This is a genomic window from Acinetobacter sp. YH12231, from assembly GCF_013417755.1.
GTDB lineage: Bacteria > Pseudomonadota > Gammaproteobacteria > Pseudomonadales > Moraxellaceae > Acinetobacter > Acinetobacter amyesii.
In genome coordinates this window covers 53,436-76,360 of record NZ_VPDJ01000003.1, presented here as the reverse complement: position 1 = coordinate 76,360, position 22,925 = coordinate 53,436, and the positions used below count along the sequence as shown (strand labels likewise).

Annotated in this window: 25 protein-coding genes; 22 read left to right on the top strand and 3 right to left on the bottom strand. The window is 40.0% G+C overall.

Annotated features, from left to right (window positions below; genetic code table 11):
- Positions 1–35: 35 nt before the first annotated feature.
- The 19 genes from FTV11_RS01665 (at position 36) to der (ending at position 18,570) form a co-directional block, all read left to right on the top strand.
- A complete protein-coding gene (locus tag FTV11_RS01665) occupies positions 36–860 on the top strand; it encodes a hypothetical protein (RefSeq protein WP_257222505.1) in 825 nt (274 codons plus the stop codon).
- A gap of 834 nt (positions 861–1,694) precedes the next feature.
- Positions 1,695–2,195, top strand: coding sequence for a hypothetical protein (locus FTV11_RS01660; RefSeq protein WP_180005392.1), 501 nt, complete (start codon positions 1,695–1,697; stop codon positions 2,193–2,195).
- Positions 2,196–2,287: 92 nt separating this feature from the next.
- Positions 2,288–3,016 (top strand): molecular chaperone, encoded by a 729-nt coding sequence (locus FTV11_RS01655; RefSeq protein WP_180005391.1) that lies wholly within the window; start codon positions 2,288–2,290, stop codon positions 3,014–3,016.
- 5 nt (positions 3,017–3,021) lie between these two features.
- Entirely contained in the window at positions 3,022–5,331 is a 2,310-nt protein-coding gene (locus FTV11_RS01650) for a fimbria/pilus outer membrane usher protein (protein WP_180073275.1), read from the top strand.
- 13 nt (positions 5,332–5,344) lie between these two features.
- Positions 5,345–5,755, top strand: coding sequence for a hypothetical protein (locus FTV11_RS01645; RefSeq protein WP_180007213.1), 411 nt, complete (start codon positions 5,345–5,347; stop codon positions 5,753–5,755).
- 166 nt (positions 5,756–5,921) lie between these two features.
- The gene (locus FTV11_RS17015; RefSeq protein ID WP_257223131.1) at positions 5,922–6,362 is read left to right on the top strand and encodes a hypothetical protein; all 441 of its coding nucleotides are present in this window, start codon (positions 5,922–5,924) and stop codon (positions 6,360–6,362) included.
- Between the two features lie 57 nt (positions 6,363–6,419).
- A complete protein-coding gene (locus FTV11_RS17010) occupies positions 6,420–6,704 on the top strand; it encodes a sensor histidine kinase (protein ID WP_257223130.1) in 285 nt (94 codons plus the stop codon).
- 119 nt (positions 6,705–6,823) lie between these two features.
- Positions 6,824–8,101: a glycosyltransferase family 4 protein gene (locus FTV11_RS01635; RefSeq protein ID WP_373685392.1), complete on the top strand. Its 1,278-nt coding sequence runs from the start codon at positions 6,824–6,826 to the stop codon at positions 8,099–8,101.
- A gap of 193 nt (positions 8,102–8,294) precedes the next feature.
- Complete coding sequence (locus FTV11_RS01630) at positions 8,295–8,846, top strand: phosphatase PAP2 family protein (RefSeq protein WP_180062959.1); 552 nt, start codon at positions 8,295–8,297, stop codon at positions 8,844–8,846.
- A gap of 121 nt (positions 8,847–8,967) precedes the next feature.
- Positions 8,968–9,168 (top strand): Fe-S cluster assembly protein IscX, encoded by a 201-nt coding sequence (iscX, locus tag FTV11_RS01625; RefSeq protein ID WP_078189615.1) that lies wholly within the window; start codon positions 8,968–8,970, stop codon positions 9,166–9,168.
- 109 nt (positions 9,169–9,277) lie between these two features.
- A complete protein-coding gene (gene ndk / locus FTV11_RS01620; RefSeq protein ID WP_078189614.1) occupies positions 9,278–9,709 on the top strand; it encodes a nucleoside-diphosphate kinase in 432 nt (143 codons plus the stop codon).
- Between the two features lie 123 nt (positions 9,710–9,832).
- Positions 9,833–11,068 carry a 23S rRNA (adenine(2503)-C(2))-methyltransferase RlmN gene (rlmN, locus tag FTV11_RS01615; RefSeq protein ID WP_180073273.1) on the top strand — a complete coding sequence of 412 codons (1,236 nt, stop codon included), beginning with the start codon at positions 9,833–9,835 and terminating at the stop codon, positions 11,066–11,068.
- A gap of 15 nt (positions 11,069–11,083) precedes the next feature.
- Positions 11,084–11,887, top strand: coding sequence for a type IV pilus biogenesis/stability protein PilW (gene pilW / locus FTV11_RS01610; RefSeq protein WP_078189612.1), 804 nt, complete (start codon positions 11,084–11,086; stop codon positions 11,885–11,887).
- On the top strand, positions 11,878–12,672 hold the full coding sequence (locus FTV11_RS01605) for a RodZ domain-containing protein (protein ID WP_180073272.1): 795 nt from the start codon (positions 11,878–11,880) through the stop codon (positions 12,670–12,672). Before pilW ends, FTV11_RS01605 begins: the two co-directional genes overlap by 10 nt.
- Before the next feature lie 23 nt (positions 12,673–12,695).
- Positions 12,696–13,817 (top strand): flavodoxin-dependent (E)-4-hydroxy-3-methylbut-2-enyl-diphosphate synthase, encoded by a 1,122-nt coding sequence (gene ispG / locus FTV11_RS01600; RefSeq protein ID WP_180011668.1) that lies wholly within the window; start codon positions 12,696–12,698, stop codon positions 13,815–13,817.
- A 3-nt stretch (positions 13,818–13,820) separates the two neighbouring features.
- Complete coding sequence (gene hisS, locus FTV11_RS01595; protein ID WP_078189609.1) at positions 13,821–15,116, top strand: histidine--tRNA ligase; 1,296 nt, start codon at positions 13,821–13,823, stop codon at positions 15,114–15,116.
- Between the two features lie 30 nt (positions 15,117–15,146).
- Entirely contained in the window at positions 15,147–15,845 is a 699-nt protein-coding gene (locus FTV11_RS01590) for a tetratricopeptide repeat protein (RefSeq protein ID WP_180073271.1), read from the top strand.
- Positions 15,842–16,987: an outer membrane protein assembly factor BamB gene (bamB, locus tag FTV11_RS01585; RefSeq protein ID WP_078189607.1), complete on the top strand. Its 1,146-nt coding sequence runs from the start codon at positions 15,842–15,844 to the stop codon at positions 16,985–16,987. Before FTV11_RS01590 ends, bamB begins: the two co-directional genes overlap by 4 nt.
- A 173-nt stretch (positions 16,988–17,160) precedes the next feature.
- The gene (gene der / locus FTV11_RS01580) at positions 17,161–18,570 is read left to right on the top strand and encodes a ribosome biogenesis GTPase Der (RefSeq protein WP_180073270.1); all 1,410 of its coding nucleotides are present in this window, start codon (positions 17,161–17,163) and stop codon (positions 18,568–18,570) included.
- 76 nt (positions 18,571–18,646) lie between these two features.
- Here der and FTV11_RS01575 read toward each other — a convergent pair whose 3' ends face one another.
- Entirely contained in the window at positions 18,647–19,216 is a 570-nt protein-coding gene (locus FTV11_RS01575) for a hypothetical protein (RefSeq protein WP_180073269.1), read from the bottom strand.
- A gap of 277 nt (positions 19,217–19,493) precedes the next feature.
- On the opposite strand from FTV11_RS01575, the gene FTV11_RS01570 reads away from it, so the two are divergent.
- The gene (locus FTV11_RS01570; RefSeq protein ID WP_180073268.1) at positions 19,494–20,135 is read left to right on the top strand and encodes a 4'-phosphopantetheinyl transferase superfamily protein; all 642 of its coding nucleotides are present in this window, start codon (positions 19,494–19,496) and stop codon (positions 20,133–20,135) included.
- 86 nt (positions 20,136–20,221) lie between these two features.
- Here FTV11_RS01570 and FTV11_RS01565 read toward each other — a convergent pair whose 3' ends face one another.
- Together FTV11_RS01565 and FTV11_RS01560 are read right to left on the bottom strand one after the other, a co-directional pair.
- Positions 20,222–20,641, bottom strand: coding sequence for a hypothetical protein (locus FTV11_RS01565; RefSeq protein ID WP_078192655.1), 420 nt, complete (start codon positions 20,639–20,641; stop codon positions 20,222–20,224).
- Between the two features lie 165 nt (positions 20,642–20,806).
- A complete protein-coding gene (locus tag FTV11_RS01560) occupies positions 20,807–21,583 on the bottom strand; it encodes an SDR family oxidoreductase (RefSeq protein ID WP_180073267.1) in 777 nt (258 codons plus the stop codon).
- Positions 21,584–21,687: 104 nt separating this feature from the next.
- Between FTV11_RS01560 and mazG the strand changes: the two genes are divergently transcribed.
- Positions 21,688–22,482, top strand: coding sequence for a nucleoside triphosphate pyrophosphohydrolase (gene mazG / locus FTV11_RS01555; RefSeq protein ID WP_180073266.1), 795 nt, complete (start codon positions 21,688–21,690; stop codon positions 22,480–22,482).
- A complete protein-coding gene (locus tag FTV11_RS01550) occupies positions 22,460–22,891 on the top strand; it encodes a ComEA family DNA-binding protein (RefSeq protein WP_180025976.1) in 432 nt (143 codons plus the stop codon). Before mazG ends, FTV11_RS01550 begins: the two co-directional genes overlap by 23 nt.
- The last annotated feature ends 34 nt before the right edge of the window (positions 22,892–22,925 follow it).

The window sequence follows — 22,925 nt, the reverse complement described above, 5'->3', positions numbered from 1 at the left end:
GGCATTATTCATGCTGCATGGAGTGTGTAATTGCAATGAAAATATCAAAACTCTCTCTTTTACTCGCTCTTTGTCTACCTGTGGTGAGTTTTGCACAAGATGCAGATATAACACTGTCTGAGTTAAAGCCTTTACCTGATGTTCGCATATCCATGCAGCGGATGCTTCGCTCGACTGAAGGACGCTATTTCTTAGATTTGTATGCTGGCATATGGAATCCGCACGGGACGTTGACTGATCTGCAAGAGCCCAAACAAATTAACTTTAAAGGGACTCAAAAAGCAGATTTTATTGACTTGAATTCAGTCAATGTTGGGACGGAACAAAGTGCTGCAGCAGCTTATCGATTGGCAGGTACATTGAATGCAAATACAGGCTACTTTAAAGCTGAACTGACGGAACAAACGGCACCACCATCTACAAGTTATCTACAGTTTGAACCTGCGTTTAAAGCTGCAGATAAACCTATCCTGCTGTTTAAGTTTTATGGGGTGCAATCCGCAGACCAACCTTATGGGAAGTCTCTAAAACGCGTAGATGTGGTTAATAAATCAAATGGCAAAGTACTACAGTCATTACAAGGCTTTAATGCTTTTGGGAATAGTATGGGATTCTTAGATGTAAACTTTGATGGATACTATGATGTTGTACTTTCAGATACCTCTGATGGTCGAAAAATAGAAGATAAGCGATTTATTTATTGGATGTACAATCCTAAAACGAAGAATTTTCAACGCTCACCACAATTGGAAAAAATTGCTGGCTTCCCAAAATTAAAAGGAGAGTTGCAGCAGATCGACTTTGGATCAGGTCAAATCTTTCGAGTCGATCAAGGATTGCTTTATCCAGTCAGTGAGTAAGTTAAATTTTAAAAAGCCCCATAACTTGGGGCTTTTTTTATTTATAGAATTTTCTAAAGATGAATGTAGATACTTTTAAATGAGGTAGTCAGTATTTTGAATAAAAAATCAAAGTAAAAAGAGGGTTGAAAGAGAGGGACTGAATTTTAACATACATGATATTTCATGTAATAAATGAGATTCTAAAAATTTGAAAAACAAAAAACTGAAATTTAAAGAAAGAAAATATGATTTACAAAAGCTTAACATTGGAAACTAAGACGTGTTTCAAAACCTGTAATTTAATACAAAGGCTCAGTATTTGGTGACGTAATTCTTGTATTGCGTTTCAAAAGACATACCTGAAAGTAGTGATTATACATTCGAGATTCTATTTAAAAATAAAATTTAATCGGCCTTTACTATTAATATAGTTGAATATTCAAATATTATTGGTTTGTTTGAAAATTATTTTGAACTATTTCACAAATATTTGGTGAAATATGTAACAGCCTATATTATTTTTAATGTTACTAAATTTAATAAAAACAATAAGATATGTTATACCAAAAAATAGGGATATGAAAAAAATCCCCAAAATTTGGGATAAAGAGAAAAATTAAATAAAAATATAAAAATTAAAAATATTTAATATATTACAACCACATAATTTAAATATTCGTAAAAAATAATATTACATGAATATTCGTGTGAATATTCCGCATTAGGTTCTTTTTTTCTCCACATGATTAAGAATGAATCAGCACCTAGGGAAAGTAAGATTAATTAGTTTTTCTTAATAAATATCCTTTGATGCACATACTAATAAATCTCATATGAGAATGGAGAAGTGAAATGTCTACATCTAAAATTTTAACCGCAGTACTATCTGCAACATTGTTCGTAGCACTTCCAGCAACATCTGCAATCGCTGGTGGTAAAAAAGAATCTAAACAATGTGGCGGTGCGCCGTGTGAAGGCGAAATCGACATAAAGTTACAGATTCTTAAAGCATGTGAGCTTTTGGTAGGTAAAGACATCAAACTCGTTGAAGACAGTTATACGGGTGCTAGTGGCTTTACAGTTACAACGAACACTCCATATACATTAAATCTATCTACGCTAAACGCGGGTTCAAGTGCAGATACTTTTGTAAAACATGAAACCACTAGTGATAAAGTATTTACAAAAATCACGACTTCAAAAGGTGGTGTGAATTATCCAATCGGTTCTACACCTGTAGCTGGTATGAGCGTTGATAACTTTGCTGTATCTGTAGCTCCAAAAAATACAATTTCAGGTACTCAACGTGCTGGTACATACAAAGATACTTTATATATCAAAGTAGCTTACTAATCCAAATTTAGGGAGTTGATTCTACACAGTTAGGGTCAACTTCTTTTTATTTTTGAATTGATAATAATATTTAAATGTACTGGGGTGGGTATATGAAAAGTTTATTCAAAGTCGTTTCATTTAGTTTAATGACTTGCTTATTGAGTCCTCAAATATTTGCAGGTATTTCAATTAGCCCTGTGCAGTTATATTTAACCGATAAATCTAAACAACGCAGTGCGACATTTACTTTGGAGTCGAAAGGGGATGATGAGACACCACGTATTTTTGAGGCTCAAGCATTTAAATGGACTCAAAATGCTGCAGGCGAAGATGTTCTTTCACCTGAATCCAATATTATTATCAATCCGAAGAACTTTATTTTAAAACCAAATTCAAAACAAATGGTTCGTGTGGGTTTTACTCAATCTGTAGAAAGTATGAACCTACAACAAGAAGAAGCATGGCGTATTCTTTATACTGAGCTACCTCAAGTGACGAACTCTGAATCGAAAATTGCACTGTTATTAAGTATTAATGTGCCATTTTTTGTCGGCAAACAAGAACCCGCTTATTTGAAATTTATTGCTAAAAAATCGAATGGTCGCACCATTATTCAGGTTGAAAATTTAGCAAAATCACACATTCAAATCCAAAAACTTTATGTCATCGATAAAAGCAAGAAAACAGTCGCTGAATCTTCCGATATGAAATATTTATTGGCATTAGGTAAAAACCAATACGACATCGGGAGTGTTTCTTTACAAGGCGCTAGTAATTATAAAGTCGTTGTGGAAACAGATAAAGGTGACACTCCTTTGGAGTTTAATTTAGTTGAGTAGTGGCTATGAATAGAATTACATTGCTTCTATATTGTATTTTATGTGCTAATTCTGCTCATGCAGAAGCTGTTGATATGCCTGATGATTTATTTCCAACCAGTATTTGGGTAAACGAAGTAGACCGCAAGAGCGAAGTATTATTACTGACTGAAAATAACAAGTTTTATATAGAGTGCGCAGATCTTGATAAGCTGCAAATTAAAGTAGAAATTCTGAAACGACATGCAACTAAAAATTCATTTTGTTTGGTAACGGATCAAGATATTCATTCTGGATTTGATCCTCAATTGCAAGCTATCAAAATTAATCTTCCATCAAAATATTTCTTTGGGCTAGAAACGGATGCCTTAATCAGTCAGCCGATGCCTGCAAATTTTGGTGCATTTCTTAATTATGAAATGCATTTTGAAAATAATACTCAACATAATAATTTTGGTGTGCTACCTGAACTGGGCGTGTTTAAAGACAATTGGATTTTAAGAAATAATGCCTTTTATCGAAATAATAAAGGTGATGATTATCGTGAAGAAAAATTCGTCAGGTTAAATAGTAGTCTTGAGTTTGATTTTTCTAAAAGTGCGACCAAACTGATTATTGGTGATACGACCTCTGCATATAGTGCATTAATTCATGGTGTGCGATTTGGTGGTTTGAGTTTTGGTACAGACTATACATCACGTCCAGATTTCGTGTATTGGAATATTCCAAGTCTAAAAGGTAGTGCGGTTTTGCCTTCGACTGTTGATTTATATATTGATGGCGTAAATATTTATCAGAAAAAGATTTCACCTGGAGATTATAACTTACAAACAGGTGCCAATATTGAAAGTGCCGGTACAGCGCAAATGGTTGTACAAGATGTACTGGGGAATACCACTGTTCGAAGCTTCCCGGTATTAATTAGTAGTAAATTGCTCAAAGAAGATTTAAATGATTACAACATATCATTAGGGAAACTACGCTTCAGTTATGACGAAGAAAATAGTGATTATCGCGATTTTTTTAGTTCAGCCTATTGGCGTAGAGGTGTCACCAGTCGTACCACGTTGGGTGCAAGTGCAACCTATAGTGACAAAGTAAAAAATGCAGGACTGCTATGGACGCAAGCGGTCAATCGATGGTTTGTTTTAGACAGTATTTTTTTAGGCAGTAAAACCGATAATGACGATGGTTATTCTGCAGGTTTGGCTATCAGTCGTAATTTCGGAAAACTCAATTTTGGTGTGAGTTCACGCTACGCTACAAATGATTATCGGGCGTTAGGTTATGAGGATAATCATATTTTCCCAAAATTTGAAAATATGGCGTATTTAAGTTTTGCTAATTTTCCATTCTTTCAAAATTTAAACCTGAACTATATCGAACAAACCCAGTATGAATCTAATGATCCTTTATTTGAATTAGAGGATCGCAAAATGCTCACAGTGGGTGTGAGTCGCGAAATCACACAGAATTTAATGTATACCGCCAATTATTTTAAAGAATTTGGTGATAGCGATGACTCAGGTGCTTTTATTACATTTTCTTATAATTTTGGTGGTGGTAAACGTATTCAGGCTGATGCAGGTACCAATAAATCCGGCGGTGTACGTTTCATCCAAAATGCATTTGGTGAATATGGTGCAAATTATGCGCTAGGTGTGGATTATCGTAATGATGAAATGGTATTAAATGCCTATGGTGGTTTGTCCACTAATGTTGGTGATTTAACCCTAAGTCATCTCTATAGTGAAAATGATTCAACAACACAGGTTGGCTACCGTGGCGCTATGGTGTGGTTGGGTGGTCAATACGCATTGACCAGTTTTGTCGATAATGCTTTTGCTTTAGTGAATGTTGGTGGTCGTGAAGATATTGATGTCATGCGATCAATGTCTCCAGTCGCGAAAACCAATAAAAAAGGCTATGCCTTTGTACACGATATCGTTCCTTATATTAATTACGATATTTCATTCGATGAAAACCAATTGCCGATCGAAAGCAAAGTTCCGAATGCTGCACATCGTTTAGTTGCGTTAAGACAGCGTGGTTATAACATTAATTTTTCAGTATTTGATACACAACAAATATTGGTCAAAATATTGGATGAACAAGGTCATCAATTTGTGGCAGGAAGTGAAGTTGCAATTGATACCCCAGAAGCTGATGTTTATCCAGTGGGTTCAGATGGCACGGTAATGTTATATGGTTTGGTTGAAGGCTACTACAAGTTGACGGTGAGGACCAGTGGTGGTCGATCTTGCCAAACAGCTTTAACAGTGCCGAAAAAGGTAGAAAACCAAACTCCTGAATTAATTACATTGCAGTGTAAATAAAGGAGTATTTCCAATGAAAAGTATTTTACTCATCTCAGCAGCGTTATTTAGTTCAATGACATTTGCAGCGCCGAGTCGTTGTGAAATGGGACGAATCAGTGAAACCAATATGCGCTTGGCGAATTACTATAATAGTCAAGCGGCAAGTTCATTTAGTGTCGATTGTTCCGGTAAATACCGCATACGCTTTAATAGCCGTAATTTGCAGGATACTTCGGGCAGTAGTTTTGTGACGAATGGCCCGATTAAGCTCAAAACACGAATGACTGTTTCAGGTGCGATGGAAAATCTGTGGAATGTTTCTACAGAGCAAGGCGCTGGCAAAAATAACTATGTGATTGCTGTGCGTTTGGTGGAGCGAGTGAATGCAACGACACCTGCAGGAATCTACCGCGATACAGTCTTTGTAAATATGGTGTTTTGAGAGGCTTAGTGAGTGATTTTATTTCATGGTTAAGGTGATTATATGCAGAGTGCTAAGTTCATGTCGCTAGATTGAAGCTTGAGTATAGATATTTAGGTGAATCTTGGGCTTCAATCTAAGAAGCTTAATTTTCTGTTATGCGTATAAAGTCAGAAATGAAGGAAATTTGATTTCAGCATATGCTTCCCCGATAACTACTTTGGGTGTGGCGATTATTTTTGCACTACGCTTGACTAAAAGTGTGAGACGAATTGAAAAGTTTAATCAAACGTTGGCAACAACGGTCACTCAAGTAAAGGAAGAGTTGACGCATACCCTACAAAATCATTATCAGTTAGAAATGGAAAATACCCGCTTGCAAGAGCGTATTCAAATTGCACATGAGCTACATGATGGCTTAGGTGGCTCCTTGGTTCGTTCAATGGCATCGGTTGAGCAGAGTTCCAAAGATCTGACCAATTCGCAATTTTTATCGATGTTGAAAATTTTAAGAGATGATTTACGACATATCATTGATAGCGGTTCAAGTTTAGTCACCAAACTGCCTGAAACCCCATTGTTATGGATGGCACCCTTTAGGCACCGTTTTAATCAGTTATTTGATTAGCTCGATATACACGCTAAATGGTCAGTTCCTGCAAAATGGGAAGTGGATGTTACTCCAATGGAATGTTTAACCCTACAGCGTGTAGCCGAAGAAGCATTAACCAATATTGTGAAGCATAGTCATGCGACCGTGGTGCAGATTCGGATTTATTATGAAAACTCGGCATTGATAATGGAAGTAGAAGACAATGGCGTGGGGGTTGATGTGGATTTAGTCAATCAAGCCGGTTTGAGTGTGGGGCTTCGTAGTATGAGTGGGCGTTTAGAGCGGATGAACGCAGATATGCAAATCACTTCTCGTGCGGGTCAGACGATTTTAAAAGTGATTAAAAATTACGGATAAATCATGATTTTGTAGAAGAAATTACTCAATTTTTTTCAATAAACTGTCATCAAATAATCATCAAAATGAAAAAAACTGCTGCTTAAACTGTGACTATACATTTATAAGAAGCATGTAAGATCATGACAGAATCGGCTATCAATTTAGGGCGTATGCAGGATGAACCTGCACGCTTTCAATTCCAATTTAAGCATATGCAATCACGAATGGATGTGCAAACGGTCTCAACTTTAATTCGTCCAGGTCTAAAAATCGCCATTGTTACAGATACGTGGGCGCCAGAAATTAATGGTGTTGCACATTCTTTATTGCAGTTGTGTAAAGGCTTGCAGCAACAAGGCAACTCAATATTTTTAATACGCCCTGAACAATCCGAAAGTTGTCAAGATTTTCGACCTGATCAAGAGTGTTTGGTTCGAGCGCAGTCAATTCCTAAATATTCAGGTTTACAGTTTGGCTGGCCGCAATTGATCAAACTTAGTAAAGCTTTAAAAAAAGCCCAAGTCGACATTGTGCATATAGTCACTGAAGGACCTTTGGGATTTGCTATGCTTCAACTGGCGCGTTCTTTACAGATTCCTGTGTCCAGTGGTTTTCATTCGGCCTTTCATGATTTTAGTCGCTTCTTTGATTTAGCGTTTTTAATGAAGCCTGTACAACATTATTTACGATGGTTTCATAACAATACTCAACTCACCTGTGTCCCGAGCCAAGATACTGCGGATGCCTTGCATCGATTAGGTTTTAGTTGTCCATTGGTGGTGGTAGGGCGAGGTGTGGACCATAGTCGATTTTCTCCCTCACATTATCGAGCAGAACTGAGACAACAGTGGCAAGCAGATGAACATACCCGCGTGATGCTCTATGTCGGTCGGCTATCTCCTGAAAAAGAAGTGGATGTTTTGATTTCTGCCTACCGTTCGATGTTGGCTATGGATGCACGAACGAAATTGGTCATTGTGGGTGATGGGCCTGATCGTGAACGACTAATGCAACTGGCAAAATCCCTAGATGTTATTTTTATGGGAAGTTTAAGTGGTCAGGCTTTATCGGAAGCCTATGCCAGTGCGGATGTTTTTGTTTTCGCAAGTCAGGTTGAGACCTTTGGTAATGTGGTTTTGGAGGCGATGGCTAGCGGATTGCCGGTGATTGCATATAATGCTGCATGTGCCCAACTGCACGTGAGAAATCAGCAAACGGGATGGTTATGTCATTTATCTCGAACCGATGAATTTATTCGTCTCATGCAGCAATTGCCGCAACGCGCTAAATTAAAAACCATGGGCATCGAGGCGGCAAAAGACGCTGCTAAAATTGGTTGGCAATATCCTGTACAGCAATTTGAGCACGCGCTATATCGCGTGGTGGATCAAGCTATGATGAGCCAATGGAGCTAGCGCTATTGGTTGTATAGAAAAGTTGAGCATCTTCAAAAATTAATATTCATCGAACTGTCATCAAAGCATCATTGCACTGTCAAAAAGATAACTTAAGCTGAGTCAAACACAGATCTCAACTTGTAAAAATAACAACACAAATCTAGCTCAACCCCAACATAGTCAGGCTTTGACTGTAGATAGGAGATTAGCGATGAATTTTAAAAATGCAAAAACAAGAATGCTGCATCTCGATTTAAAAGGCTGTATTTATCTCAATCATTTTTCGCATCAACAAGTTGTCGCTGACATATTTAAAATGGTGAGTCGACTTGGTGATGGTGTGTTTTGGTATGTCATGTTGGCGACGGTCTGGATCGTGCAGGGCATGTATTACAGTGTACAAATCGTCTATGTATTACTGGGTGGTTTCGTCGGCACCTCGATCTATAAACTCCTCAAAAAGAAAACTGTGCGCCCAAGACCGTACCAAGTGCATCAAGTGATTCGCTTAGGTGAACGCCCTCTAGATCATTTTAGTTTTCCATCAGGGCATACTCTACATGCAGTCATGGCAACAACTGTGCTGGGCTATATTCAACCCATGCTGTTGGTCCTGATGTTGCCCTTTAGCTTATTAGTGGCATTATCTCGCATGATCTTAGGTTTGCATTACCCAAGTGATGTCGCTGTCGGTGCTGCTATAGGCGCTGCAGTGGGTGCGGCGATTATTCTCTGTGCACCTCTTTTCGGTTTGGTTTTATAGTTTGATGTGGACATCTCAATTGCAAAATCTGGTAATAAAAAAATTAAAAGGGTTTATCACGTCGAATTGCTGAAATTTGTTAAAGTAAGCCATCATTCTATAGACGATGTTAGGAAGACCCATGGGTTTACGCTGGACAGATACCATTGATATCGCAATTGAGCTGTATGAAGCTCACCCTGATGTTGATCCGCAATGGATTCGCTTTACTGACCTACATGCATGGGTATGTGCATTGCCAAATTTCACTGATGACCCTGAAAAGTCGACTGAAGGTCTGCTTGAGGGAATTCAGATGGCCTGGATTGATGAGGCAAGTTAATCCCTACATCGAAAAAAGCAATTTTTTTGTATAGCAAAAGCAGAAAATAGCGCATTATTCGGTATAATGCGGCAAATTTTTCACGTCAAATTGACTTAAGGAGCCTCTCATGGCTATTGAACGTACTTTATCTATCGTTAAACCAGACGCAGTTGCTAAAAACCACATCGGCGACATCTTTGCTCGTTTCGAAAAAGCTGGTCTTCAAATCGTTGCAACTAAAATGAAACACTTGACTCAAGCTGAAGCTGAAGGCTTCTACGCTGAGCACAAAGAACGTGGTTTCTTTGGTGACCTAGTTGCATTCATGACTTCTGGTCCAGTTGTAGTTTCAGTTCTTGAAGGCGAAAACGCAGTTCTTGCTCACCGTGAAATCCTTGGCGCAACTAACCCTAAAGAAGCTGCTCCTGGTACTATCCGTGCAGACTTCGCTGTAAGCATCGACGAAAACGCTGCTCACGGTTCTGACTCTGTAGCATCTGCTGATCGTGAAGTTAACTACTTCTTCGCTCAAACTGAGATCGCTCCACGTACTCGTTAATTCGAAGTATTCAAACCAGATAAGTGGTATACTGCTTGTCTGGTTTTTTTATTCTCTGAATAATTCTTTGCTCAATAACTGAGCTTCTCCTTTGATCTTTAGACATGGTTTAGGTAATTACACATGAGTACTGAAGTAGTCGCTACATCAGCTGTTTCTGATGCACAGCAACAATCTCCATCCGCTCCGACGCAGAAAAATACTGTGGAGAAAGTGAATTTACTGGGCATGTCACGTCCGCAAATGGAAAAATTCTTCGAAGAAATGGGGGAGAAAAAGTTCCGTGCTGGGCAGGTGATGAAATGGATTCATCAGTTCTTCGTGACTGATTTTGCTGAAATGACCAATATTTCTGGTAAATTGCGTGAAAAACTAGAAAAGATTTGTGAAATTAAAGCGCCTGAAGTGGTGCATAAAAATTATTCAAAAGACGGTACTCGTAAATGGGTGTTCCGTGTAGGTGATGGTGCAGGTTCATTGGTTGAAACTGTACTCATTCCTGCAGAAGATAAAACCGGCGCACGTAAGACCTTGTGTATTTCGTCACAAGTGGGCTGTGCTCTGGACTGTTCATTCTGTTCAACTGGGAAACAAGGTTTTCAACGTGACTTGAGCCAAGCTGAAATTATTGGACAGCTTTGGATGGCGAACTTCTCTTATATGGAAGATGTGCTAGTTGCGGATCGTGAACGTTCAGTGACCAACGTGGTGATGATGGGCATGGGTGAGCCGTTGTTGAACTATGATGCTGTATTGAATTCAATGCGTATCATGTTGGATGACTTTGCGTATGGCATGTCGAAGCGTCGTGTGACTTTATCAACATCAGGTGTGGTACCTAAAATTGACCAATTGGCACAAGACATTGATGTAGCCTTGGCAATTTCACTCCATGCGCCAAATGATGAACTACGTAACGAACTAGTTCCGATCAATAAAAAATATCCGTTGGAACAGTTGATTGCAGCGTGTCAGCGTTATATCGCAAAAGATGGTAATGAAAGTTCGCGTAAACACGTGACCATCGAATACGTGATGTTAGATGGTGTAAATGACCATCCTGAACATGCACAGCAAATGTTAAAGCTGTTGAAAAACTTACCAAGCAAAATTAATTTAATTCCGTTTAACCCGTTCCCGCATGCGCCATACGGTCGTTCAAGCCGTAACCGTATTATTTCTTTCCAAAAAACTTTGTCTGATGCCGGTTTTGTGTGTACGATTCGTCAGACACGTGGTGATGATATCGATGCTGCGTGTGGACAACTCGTGGGGCAAGTTGCTGACCGTACTCGTCGTGCGGAGCAATGGAAAAAGAAAGTTGCGCAGCAAAATGAGATACTGCGCTCACAAGGATAATAAAGAGGCAGCCAATTGAAAAAGTTAACGTATAAGTTCACTTTCGTTTCAGCTTTATGTGCATCGGTTTTGGCATTAACAGCATGTCAAACGCCTGAGATTGGGAAAAAAGACCCAGAGAAAGCCGTAAAAATCAGAACGCAATTGGCTGTTGAACACCTGAAAGCAGGGGATTTGGACTCTGCTAAACGCGCATTAGATCAGGCTTTAGAGGTGGATTCTCGCGATTCTCAGGCCAATATGATGATGGGTGTCTTACTACAACGAGAAGGCAGTCCAGCCAACTTAGAAAAAGCAGATAGTTATTTTAAGCGTGCAATTTCAGCAGACTCAAAAAATTCTCAAGCACGTAACAACTACGGTACGTATTTATACCAAGTTGAGCGCTATAATGATGCGATTGAACAGTTCAGCATCGCAGGTTCAACTTTAGGTTATGATCAACGTTTCAAAGCATTGGAAAATTTAGGTCGAATTTACCTGAAAGTGGGTGATGTGGCGAATGCTGAAAAATCATTCAAACAAGCTTTGCAGGCTAATCGTGATTCCTATGTTTCAATGTTAGAGTTGTCTGAAATCTTTTATTTGAATCAGCAGTTCCCTGCTGCCACACAAATGTATGAACAATTTGTACGTGCAGTAGGACAAAAAAATCAGGGTGCGCGTGCACTCTGGATTGGCATTCGAACAGCGCGTGCCAATGGCGACAATTTGGGTATGCAAGTACTGGTCAATCAGTTACGTGCTTTGTTCCCAGAAAGTCCTGAATACCAACGCTATTTGCAATTACAGTACAGTACTGAGGCCGTATGGAAGTAAATCCTAATTCACCGCAATCGAATGGTTCGAGCGTAGCTCCAAATGCATTAGGAAATGTACAACGCCCAGGTGAGTATTTACGTCAAGTACGTATTACGCAAAAACTGGAACTTGAAGCTGTCGCATCAGAACTCAATATTCCATTAAAAACACTGACTGCACTTGAGCAAGATGATTATAAGTCATTGCCTGAAGCGACCTTTATTAAAGGTTACTACCGCACTTATGCCAAATATTTAAAAGTTGATGCAACCAATATCATTCAACGTTTTGATGATATTTATGCTAACGATACGGGATTGTTGCCAAATCACGCGTTAAACAATTCACCGATTAAAATTATGGGTAAATTACCCGGTTCTAACCGTGACCGTAATCGTAAATGGATCAAACGTGGTCTGATTGCATTGGCTGTGTTGGTAGTCATTGGTGCGATCGTGGCAGCGATTCAGGGCATGACCTCGGGCAGCGATAATGAAGACGCTGTGACCAGTGATGTCGCTTCAGAAGTTCAAGTCCTCGACATGAATGGCGGAAATGCAGCGGTCAGCGGTGATCAATTGATATTGACCTTTAGTAGCCCGACTTCAGTACATATTGTTGATTCGACGGGTAAGGTGTTGGCGACGGGTCGTCAAGCATCGACGCTCAACTTAAACGGTGAAACACCATTCCAAATTCGTTTGGATGATGCAACAGTAGTGTCATTAAGCTTAAATAATGAAAATATTTCATTGTCACCATATACCGTAAACGGCAAAGCAGATTTCCGTTTATCACGTTAAGGGACAACAGAGCAGACTGAACAATGATTGAAAATCCAATTAAGCGCCGTCCAACGCGTAAAATTAAAGTAGGTTCGGTGTATGTCGGTGGTGATGCGCCGATCAGCATCCAAAGTATGACCAATACTGAAACCTGTGATGTCGAAGCGACCGTGGCACAAATTCAGCGCTGTGTAGACGTCGGTGCGGACATCATGCGTGTTTCTGTACCGAGTATGGAAGCTGCTGAAGCTTTTGGTGAAATTCGTAAACGTGTGCAAGTGCCATTGGTTGCCGATATTCACTTTGATTATAAAATTGCTTTACGTGTTGCAGACCTTGGTGCAGATTGTTTGCGTATCAACCCGGGTAATATTGGCTCAGAAGCTAAAATTCGTGAAGTAGTAGCTGCTGCACAACATAATGACATCTCTATGCGTATTGGTGTCAATGCCGGCTCACTGGAAAAAGATATTCAAAAGAAATATGGTGAGCCTACAGGTCAGGCCTTGCTTGAATCTGCAATGCGCCATATTGATATTTTAGACCGTTTAAATTTCCATGAATTTAAAGTGTCAGTCAAAGCATCGAATGTATTCCTGACTATGGATGCTTACCGATTACTTTCTGCACAAATTGATAACCCATTACACTTAGGTGTGACTGAAGCAGGTGTCTACCGCACGGGTTCAGTCAAATCTGCTATCGCTTTAGGCGGTTTGTTGATGGAAGGCATTGGTGACACCATGCGTATTTCATTGGCCGCAGAGCCTGAAGAAGAAATCAAAATTGGCTTTGATATTTTAAAATCATTGGGCTTACGTTCAAACGGCATTAACTTTATTGCATGCCCAAGTTGTTCGCGCCAAGAATTTAATGTCATCAAAGTCATGCAAACATTGGAAGAGCGTTTAGAAGATATTCGTACCCCAATGGATGTATCGGTGATTGGTTGTAAAGTGAATGGTCCGGGTGAAGCCAAAGAAGCCGATATTGGTGTAGTAGGTGCAAGTCCGCGTTCACTGGTGTATCGTAATGGCGAAAAGAGCCATTTAATTGACACAAATCAGTTGGTTGACGAAATCGAAGCGATGGTTCGTCAACGTGTTAGCGATCTTGAAGACGCTAAAGCTAAAGAGATTATTCGCACAAGTTTTTCTGAGTAGATCATGAGTTCAATCGTCGCAATCAAAGGTTTTAATGACATTCTCCCTACGCAAAGTCCTGCATGGAGACGTCTAGAACAGCATCTATCAAGCCTGATGGATGCTTATGGTTATCAGCAAATTCGCTTGCCGATTGTGGAGCAGACTCATCTGTTCAAACGTTCTATTGGTGATGCAACGGATATCGTTGAAAAAGAAATGTACACATTCCTAGATAAAGGTAATCCGCCTGAGTCTTTGACTTTGCGTCCAGAAGGAACAGCAGGGTGTGTACGTGCAATGCTTGAACATAACTTACTTCGTGGTGCTACACCGCGTGTATGGTATGTCGGCCCAATGTTCCGCTATGAAAAACCACAAAAAGGTCGCTACCGTCAGTTCCATCAATTTGGCGTAGAAACTTTTGGTGTTGCAACACCAGATCAAGATGCAGAATTGATTTTAATGACTGCGCGTTTGTGGAAACGCATGGGCGTTGCAGATAAAGTTCAATTAGAACTCAATACTTTAGGTGAGTCTGATGAACGTGCAGCTTATCGTGCAGCATTGGTTGAATTCTTAGAGTCACATAAAAATGACTTAGATGAAGATTCACAGCGTCGTCTAACCACGAATCCACTGCGTATTTTGGATTCTAAAGATGCAAAAACACAAAGCATTTTGGAAAATGCGCCAAAACTTCACGACTTTATGGGTGAAGAAACGTTGGCTCACTTTGCTCAATTGCAGCAGTATTTGACTGACGCTGGTATTGGTTTTGTGATCAATCAAAAATTGGTTCGTGGTCTCGACTACTACAATAAAACGGTCTTTGAATGGACAACTACACACTTAGGTTCTCAAGGAACGGTATGTGCTGGTGGTCGTTATGACGGTTTAGTCGGTCAGCTTAAAGGTAAAGCAGACCAGTCGGTGCCTGCTGTTGGTTTTGCAATGGGTATGGAGCGTTTGCTTCTTCTACTTGAACAAGTGGAAGATAATACCCCTGTGCGTGACTGTGAGCTATTCTTAGTTTCAGATCCTGCAACTCAAGGTAAAGCGTTGGTACTTGCTGAACAAATTCGTGATCAACTTGAAGCGGCGGGTAGCAACATTCGCTTAAAAGTTGGTTCACAAGGTTCAATGAAATCGCAAATGAAAAAAGCTGACCAATCGGGTGCTTTATTTGCTGTGATTTACGGTGAACGTGAGCAAGCAGCAGGGCAAGTGCTGGTAAAAGAGCTAGCGATTGCAGAACAACACGAAGTGAATGTGGCAGACTTTGTTGCCTTCATTATCGAAAAAATTTCTTCAAAATAATCCCTATAACATAAGGAAAAAGGTAATTTCATGAGCGCATTGAGTGAAGAAGAACAACTTGATAATTTAAAATCGTTTGCTAAAAAATATGGCTCTGCCATTGTTAGCGGCATTTTAATTGCGTTGATTGCCTTTTTCGGATGGGAATACTGGCAGAAGAAAACTTTGGCTGAATCGCAAATGCAAACAGCCAAAGTCCAGCAGTTAATGGATGATGCTCAGTCGGCGACGGGTGACGCTTTTACACAACTTTCTGCGACTGCAGATAAAATTGTAAAAGAAGCGCCAGATTCGCCACAAGCCATCCAAACTCAGTTGCTTATGGCAAAATTGGCGTATGATAAAGCGGATTATGCCAACGCTGAAAAAGCTTTGAAAAAAGTTGAAAATTCAAAAGTTGATGATGCAGGCTTAGTTCAATTGGTGAAATTACGTTTGGCGTATGCACAATTGGCACAAAAGAAATTTGATGAAGCATTAAAAACTTTAGAAGCGGTTAAAGAACCTGCTTTTCAAGCAACTGCAGATGAAGCCCGTGGCGATGTCTATGTTGCAAAAAATGATATCGAAAATGCAAAGAAAGTTTATCAAAGTGCATGGGAGGCTTTGGTTGAGCGACAAGAAGAACGTCAAATTTTACAAATTAAACTCGAAAGTGTAGGCGTTTTAGTTGATGATCCTGAAATTGAACGTCCGATTATAGATACACAAGTGGAAGCAACTGAATGAATAGAAAATACAAAATTACCTGTGCGCTGACAGTTTTAACACTTGCTTTGGCTGGTTGTGCAAATAAAGGAAAAGTAGAAAAAGTAAAACCAAATCCTTTACCAAAATTGGAACAGGCAAAAACTTTAGCACCTGTATTTTCAAACAGTGTGGCTTCAACTGAAGAAGCAGATCCACTGCGTTTACGTATGGATGCAGATAATGGCGTTGTTTTTAGCGTAAATCCTAATGGTGAAGTTCAAGCCTACAAAGGCAAAGAGCGTTTATGGCAGAAGAAAATCTCTAAACAAGGTTTGACTGCAGGTGTAGAAGCAGCTGACGGAATTGTGGTTGTCGGTAATGCAAAAGGTCAATTATTTGCATTAGATCAGGCAACAGGTGAACAAAAGTGGACTGCGCAATTAACCGGCGCGTTACTTTCACCGTCGTTGATTCAAGCAGGTCGCGTTATTTCAGTTACCAATGATGGTACGGTATACGCAAACGATGTGGCAACGGGCCAACAAACTTGGACCTATAACTTGCCAAATGTGCAGTTTAGTTTACGTGGTATGGCAGCACCGGTATCACTCGATGCGCGTCATGTTCTCATCGCTTCTTCAAATGCCTATATCTATGTGATTGATGCATTGAGCGGTATTCCGAAAATGCAGCGTCGTGTTGCAGTGTCAGACGGTCGTTCAGATGTACAACGTCTCATTGATATTGACGGTGAACCGACTGTAGCAGGTCAATTTTTAATTACCACCAGTTACCAAGGCCAAGTGACAGCGCTTGATCTTGCCTCACAACAAGTGATCTGGAGCAATGATGCGAGCAGCATTCAGCGTCCTGAAGTTGCGGGCAATGGTGTCTTTGTGACACAAACTGATGGTAAAATTGTGGCTTATGAAATTACCACTGGTCAAACATTGTGGGAAAATGACCAATTGCTTAATCGTAATTTGAGTAACCCAGTGATGTTAGGTCAAGACCTTGTGGTTGGTGATCTTGATGGGGTACTTCACTTAATCAACCCAGCGACAGGTGAGTTGGTTGGTCGTTCTAAAACCAGTGGTGAAGTACGTTCACTACGTGTAATTGACAATCAATTATATGTGTCGACACGTAAGGGTGCATTAAGCATTTGGCAGAACCGTTAATTTTTCTGCGGCTTATGTTAAAATAAGCCAAACCGTATTTTTAACGCGGGGGATTGAATCATCAATGCCCCGTGTTTTTATTTATTTTAGGCATTTATCCTATTTCCATTCTTCCTAAGCTTTCTGATGTTCAGACCAGACCAAACTGGCTGATCTGGAATAAAGGTTAATCTATGAAACCCGTAATTGCGCTCATTGGTCGTCCGAACGTCGGAAAATCAACGTTGTTTAACCAGATAACCAAGAGCCGTGATGCTCTCGTTGCTGACTTTGCCGGTCTGACTCGTGACCGTAAATATGGTGACGCGACTTATCAAAATAAATCTTTCATTGTCGTTGATACTGGGGGTATTGGCGAAACTGAAGGTGGTATCGATTCGTACATGGCAGAACAGTCAAAAACTGCCATTAATGAAGCAGATATTATTGTCTTCGTGGTCGATGCGCGCGCAGGCCTATTGGCATCTGATGAGCAAATTGCACGTGACTTACGTACGCTAGGTAAAAAAGTTTATCTTGTTGCCAACAAAGTTGATGGTGTACATGCCGAAGCAGCTTTAGTTGAATTCTTCAAATTGGGTATGGGTGAACCACTTCAAGTGGCTGCCAGCCATGGTCGTGGTGTTCAGCAAATGCTTGAAGAAGTGTTGGCTGATGTACCTGAAGATGAAAGTGAAGAACAACACGATAAAGACACAGGCTTACGTTTAGCGATTATTGGTCGTCCAAACGTAGGTAAATCGACTTTAGTGAACCGTTTGTTGGGTGAAGACCGTGTGGTTGCATTTGACCAACCGGGTACTACACGTGACTCGATTTATATCCCATTTGAACGTGATGGCCGTAAATACACATTAATCGATACTGCGGGTGTACGTCGTAAAGGTAAAGTGGACGAAATGATCGAGAAATTCTCGATTGTGAAAACTTTACAAGCGATGAAAGATGCGCATGTTGTGGTTATTGTTGTCGATGCACGTGAAGGGATCGTTGAGCAAGACTTGCATTTGATCGGTTATGCGCTTGAAGCAGGCCGTGCGATGGTGATTGCCATTAACAAATGGGACAACATGTCTGACTATGACCGTAAACAGTGTAAATTAGATGTTGAACGTCGTTTTGACTTTATTCCATGGGCAAAAATTCACTTAATTTCTGCACTTCACGGTACAGGTGTTGGTGATCTTTATCCATCGATCCACCGTGCTTATGATTCTTCGCATTTGAAAGTATCACCTGCGAAAATCACTCAGATCTTGAATGATGCAACTGATGCGCACCAACCACCAATGGTTCAAGGTCGTCGTATCAAAATGCGTTATGCGCATATTGGCGGACAAAATCCACCGACTATTGTGATTCATGGTAACAAGGTCGATAAAACGCCAAATGACTATCGTCGTTACCTAGAAAACGTGTTCCGTAAAGTTTATAAACTTGAAGGTACGCCAGTCAAAATTGAATTTAAAACCTCTGATAACCCATTTGAAGGTCGTAAGTCGCAAATCGATGAGCGTACGGCGGCACGTAAACGTCGTTATGTTCAGAAGTTCAAAAAGGCGGAAAAGAAATTCAAACGCTAAGTTTAGATGAACAAAAAAAGCCTGCAGATATGCAGGCTTTTTTATTTCACTTTATTTATCTAAAAAGATGTAGAAATTAGTTTTTACACTTTTTAGCTTGGCGGTAAATATCAATATTATCCAGATTAGCTTGAGCAATTTCCATGGCTTGCTGTGCGCTGCTGCTATCCTGTTGTGTATTTTTATTGCCAGAAAAAGCTGTCGCAAATTGTCCCATACGGGCCGCTGTTTCAGATTGACCTGAAAATGCGGATAGCGCGTTGCCAGCAAGACCAGCCCATTTTGAAACTTGATTATTTTGCTGTGCAGGCGCTTGGCTTAATGCCAGTTGCGATGCTTCTAAAGTACGTTCAAAAGTCTTACGCTCAACGCTCAGGTCGGTGCAATCTAAGGTTTTTAAATAACTGGTGCTATAAACACTATTGTTGGTTTGACTAGCTTGATTGAAATTTGAGGCATAGCCACGGTCTGCTTGAGCCACGGCGTTAGCAGCTTCTTGACGGCTTTGATTCATACGAGCTTCAGCTTGGTCCATAATCGCGCCATTTTTGGCACCCATTACTGCAACAGCTGCATCCAATAAACCTGCTTGAGCGAAACATGGTAGGACACAAAGTGAACTGATTAACGTGATTTTTCTTAGCATCTGGTTTACCCCGAGTTTTAAATTAAAGTTATAAGAATCTAGAGTATTTTATCTAATTGAAGATGTATTTAAAATATTTATTATACTTAAGTATTTGAATATATTTATAATATTAAGTATTTCTTAAGTGGTTAGAAATATTTTTAAACTGAGTTTTAAAATCTCGATAAGTCAAAGGACCGATGCGCTCATCTGTATTGTGGTGTATTTTGTGTCGGAGAGTCGCATAAAATATAGCGTCATGGACGTAGTGTAAAAGATATTGGATCAACAACTTATGGCGAAAATTCAGCTTGAATATAGTGCAATTACTGACTTCTTTGTGGAGCCGCATGGCTTGAGTCGTCAAGAGGTAATTGCCGTGCGTAAACAAGCCATTTACCAATATCGCAATCAATTACTTGGGCAGCGGCTTAATAGATCAGTTGAAAATTCAGATTTTTCAAAGTCTGCGTTTGGTAAGCCTTTTCTTCCTGATTTTCCACACTTTCATTTTAATCATAGTCATAGCCAGCAGCATTATGTATTGGCCAGCAGTGAAAAAATCGCCAATATTGGTGTGGATATTGAAGATTTAAATCGAAAAGTTCGTTTTGATGCGATGGCTCAACATAGCTTTCATCCCGAAGAATTGCTTAATTGGGAGAACTTTGAGCATGATCCTGATTTTTGGTTTAAAGTTTGGACCACCAAAGAGGCGGTACTTAAAGCATCAGGTTTAGGGATTCGAGTGAACCTGAATGAACTGAATACACAGTGTCATCCTGAGCAGAATGGTGGGATGTGTAGTCATCCCGCAATTGGCACTTTTGCTTATCAGAATATTCAACTGCCGCATGTCATGTTGACGGTGGCATGGCAAAGTGAACAATCTTGCCGAGGCTTTCATTTGCCGAAAATTGAGTTGAGTGTCTTATAAATCGGTATGAAATAGAAATCACCATGAAAAAAGCCCTGTTCTGGCTGAACAGGGCTTTTTTTAAATCAATCTAAACTGGCTTTAGATTAGATTTTGCATTTTTTAGAACCTTGATAGATACCAATGTTGTCGATGTTTGCTTGAGCAGCAGATTTGTTCGCTTGTTGAAGTTCAAGGTTGCCTGCATCAGAAGTATCTTGCTCACCAGCCAAGCTGTTTGCAATGTTGCCTGCACGAGCAGCTTTTTCAGAGTTACCACCGAAAGCAGCAAGAGCGCCACCCGCTAAACCAGCAAATTTGCTCAATGATTTGCCTGGCGCTTGAGCAGATGCTTGGATGTTTGCAATGTTTTTGTCAGCAGCTTCTAAAGAGCGCTTAGCATTCGCTTTTTCAACAGCAAGAGTTGCACAATCCATCGCTTTTAATTCTGAAGATGCGAATTGAGTTGTAGCAAAAGCAGAAATTGAAATAGAAGTAACAGTTGCAAGAACAAGTAATTTTTTCATGAAATAATTCACTTTTATTGTTAGAAAATAAACGCCCGAAAGTAATGGGCGGGTGAATATTATTCAAAAAAAGGAATTTTGTCCTGTTAAAATGTGACAATTGTGTAACTTTGTGTAATTTGCGTACAAATATGATTGCAAAATTAAATGATTAGTAACACGTTACTATTTGGGTTTTTGTGCAATCCAAATATTACTTAAGCGGTTGACAAATTGCGGGCTAAACTTCGATAAATTAAATAAAAATTTAGCTTTCATCCCCACAGGTGTATGTGTGGCCATTAAGACCGAATCCCGTTTTTGTACCAAGGCATAAATTTGCTGAGCGACATCGCTCGGTTGAAGATTGACGCCCATTTTCTTAATGCTTTGGGCATCCATGTCTTGCACCATCGCGGTTTGAACAAATAAAGGCATCACATCTAAAACGCGAATATTGTATTTTTGCCATTCAATATCTAAGCTTTCAGTGAGCCCACGTACAGCAAATTTAGATGTGGCATAGCTGGCTAAATCTGCTTGTCCATAAATAGCTGAAGCCGAAGAGAGGTTAATCACACGAGCAAAATTGCTTTGTTGTAAATAGGGGAATGCCGCATAGCAACCGTTTATCACCCCTTTGACATTGATATCAATCGTTCGGTGGTGTGCAGACAGTTCCGTATGTTCAAAGCTGCCTGAATACAGAATTCCGGCATTATTGACTAAGATATTCAGCTGACCTGCCCAAGCAACAAATTCAGCTAAAGCGCTTTGCCATTGCTCTGGTTGTGTCACATCTAAAAGCCCAGCTTTGGCATGGCTACCGAGTTCAGCAGCTAATGAGGTGACTTGAGATTGGTTAATGTCGTAGAGCCCAACTTTATAGCCTTGTTGTATGAACAGTCGTGCAATTGCTGCGCCAATCCCTTGTCCTGCACCGCTAATAAAAATACTTTGCATGTTATGCTTCCCTGAATTGAGTTGCTCATTCCCTGAGTGAATTTTGAGCATATCAAATTCTGTAATCGAAACAATGTACTGATGAGTAAATAGCTGGAGTTCACATGGAACAATTATTAGCAGTGATGAAAGAATTACGTGAAAAATGTCCATGGGATCAAAAGCAAACCCCAGAAAGTCTGACTCGTTATGCTATAGAAGATGCCTATGAAGTTGAAGCGGCGGTTCGTTCAGGTCAGATTGACGATGTGCGAGATGAACTGGGGGATTTGTTGCTGCAAGTGGTTTTTCAGTCGCAGATGTATAGCGAACAAGGCGCGTTTGATTTTCAAGATGTGGTGCAAGCCATTACAGATAAATTAATTCGCCGTCATCCCCATGTGTTTCAGGCAGAGCAGTTTTCTGCACTCAATGCGGATGATGTGGCAACACTATGGAAACAGATTAAACAACAAGAAAAAGCAGGGAAATCAGCATCTAGATTAGATGAGGTTAAACATGCACCTGCATTAAGCCAAGCAGATGAAATCCAAAAAAATGTGGCGAAAATTGGATTTGATTTTCCAGATATTGAAGGGGCTTATGGCAAGCTTGAGGAAGAGCTAGGGGAGTTAAAAGAGGCCTTGGCAGGCAAAAAATCCGACGAAATATTTGATGAATTTGGTGATTGCTTATTTTCTCTAGTGAATGTTGGACGTAAGATTGGCATCTCAAGTGAGATGGCACTGTTAAGTACCATTCATAAATTTAGAAGCCGTTTTGCTTATATTGAAGCACAGGCCACATTACAACAAAAACATGTAGAAGACTTGTCCCTGACTGAAATGGATCAGTTATGGGAACAGGCAAAACAACAATTAAAACAACAGGCTGAATATGTACCACATCCTAAAGAATAAATACTCTACACAATTACTTGTCTTGGTTTTGAGTTTAATGGCAGATTTAACTTTTGCTCAAAGCCCTTCGGGCTACGCGGAATGGAAAGCCATGCAACAAGCTCAAGATCAACAATTAAAAAAGCAATCTGAGGCCTCTAAGTCCAAATCGGCAACTGCACCCAGCAATGCCAACTATTATTTGTCACGACCCAGCACTCAGCAAAATAGCCGATCAGATCAGGTACGCTTAAATACAGCCTCAGTCGATGAACTGCAGACATTGCATGGAATTGGTCAGAAAAAAGCAGAAGCCATTGTGCAATATCGTAAAAGTAATGGCTTATTTAAAAGCATTGATGATATTCAACAGGTTAAGGGCATCGGTCCTGCGCTGTTTGCTAAAAATAAAGCAAAATTGGCACTTTAAGTGAAGTGTAAAAAAAAGAATTAGGTTAAGCTCA

What these genes read in the sequence shown, in the direction of transcription:
- bamB (WP_078189607.1), top strand. Translation starts at nt 15,842, where the DNA reads ATGAATAGAAAATACAAAATTACCTGTGCGCTGACAGTTTTAACACTT.
- FTV11_RS01550 (WP_180025976.1), top strand. Translation starts at nt 22,460, where the DNA reads ATGTACCACATCCTAAAGAATAAATACTCTACACAATTACTTGTCTTG.
- ndk (WP_078189614.1), top strand. Translation starts at nt 9,278, where the DNA reads ATGGCTATTGAACGTACTTTATCTATCGTTAAACCAGACGCAGTTGCT.
- FTV11_RS01665 (WP_257222505.1), top strand. Translation starts at nt 36, where the DNA reads ATGAAAATATCAAAACTCTCTCTTTTACTCGCTCTTTGTCTACCTGTG.
- FTV11_RS01645 (WP_180007213.1), top strand. Translation starts at nt 5,345, where the DNA reads ATGAAAAGTATTTTACTCATCTCAGCAGCGTTATTTAGTTCAATGACA.
- FTV11_RS01560 (WP_180073267.1), bottom strand. Translation starts at nt 21,583, where the DNA reads ATGCAAAGTATTTTTATTAGCGGTGCAGGACAAGGGATTGGCGCAGCA.
- FTV11_RS01650 (WP_180073275.1), top strand. Translation starts at nt 3,022, where the DNA reads ATGAATAGAATTACATTGCTTCTATATTGTATTTTATGTGCTAATTCT.
- FTV11_RS17010 (WP_257223130.1), top strand. Translation starts at nt 6,420, where the DNA reads ATGGAATGTTTAACCCTACAGCGTGTAGCCGAAGAAGCATTAACCAAT.
- mazG (WP_180073266.1), top strand. Translation starts at nt 21,688, where the DNA reads ATGGAACAATTATTAGCAGTGATGAAAGAATTACGTGAAAAATGTCCA.
- der (WP_180073270.1), top strand. Translation starts at nt 17,161, where the DNA reads ATGAAACCCGTAATTGCGCTCATTGGTCGTCCGAACGTCGGAAAATCA.
- iscX (WP_078189615.1), top strand. Translation starts at nt 8,968, where the DNA reads ATGGGTTTACGCTGGACAGATACCATTGATATCGCAATTGAGCTGTAT.
- FTV11_RS01575 (WP_180073269.1), bottom strand. Translation starts at nt 19,216, where the DNA reads ATGCTAAGAAAAATCACGTTAATCAGTTCACTTTGTGTCCTACCATGT.
- FTV11_RS01565 (WP_078192655.1), bottom strand. Translation starts at nt 20,641, where the DNA reads ATGAAAAAATTACTTGTTCTTGCAACTGTTACTTCTATTTCAATTTCT.
- ispG (WP_180011668.1), top strand. Translation starts at nt 12,696, where the DNA reads ATGATTGAAAATCCAATTAAGCGCCGTCCAACGCGTAAAATTAAAGTA.
- FTV11_RS01655 (WP_180005391.1), top strand. Translation starts at nt 2,288, where the DNA reads ATGAAAAGTTTATTCAAAGTCGTTTCATTTAGTTTAATGACTTGCTTA.
- FTV11_RS01630 (WP_180062959.1), top strand. Translation starts at nt 8,295, where the DNA reads ATGAATTTTAAAAATGCAAAAACAAGAATGCTGCATCTCGATTTAAAA.
- rlmN (WP_180073273.1), top strand. Translation starts at nt 9,833, where the DNA reads ATGAGTACTGAAGTAGTCGCTACATCAGCTGTTTCTGATGCACAGCAA.
- hisS (WP_078189609.1), top strand. Translation starts at nt 13,821, where the DNA reads ATGAGTTCAATCGTCGCAATCAAAGGTTTTAATGACATTCTCCCTACG.
- FTV11_RS01570 (WP_180073268.1), top strand. Translation starts at nt 19,494, where the DNA reads ATGGCGAAAATTCAGCTTGAATATAGTGCAATTACTGACTTCTTTGTG.
- FTV11_RS01605 (WP_180073272.1), top strand. Translation starts at nt 11,878, where the DNA reads ATGGAAGTAAATCCTAATTCACCGCAATCGAATGGTTCGAGCGTAGCT.
- FTV11_RS01660 (WP_180005392.1), top strand. Translation starts at nt 1,695, where the DNA reads ATGTCTACATCTAAAATTTTAACCGCAGTACTATCTGCAACATTGTTC.
- FTV11_RS01590 (WP_180073271.1), top strand. Translation starts at nt 15,147, where the DNA reads ATGAGCGCATTGAGTGAAGAAGAACAACTTGATAATTTAAAATCGTTT.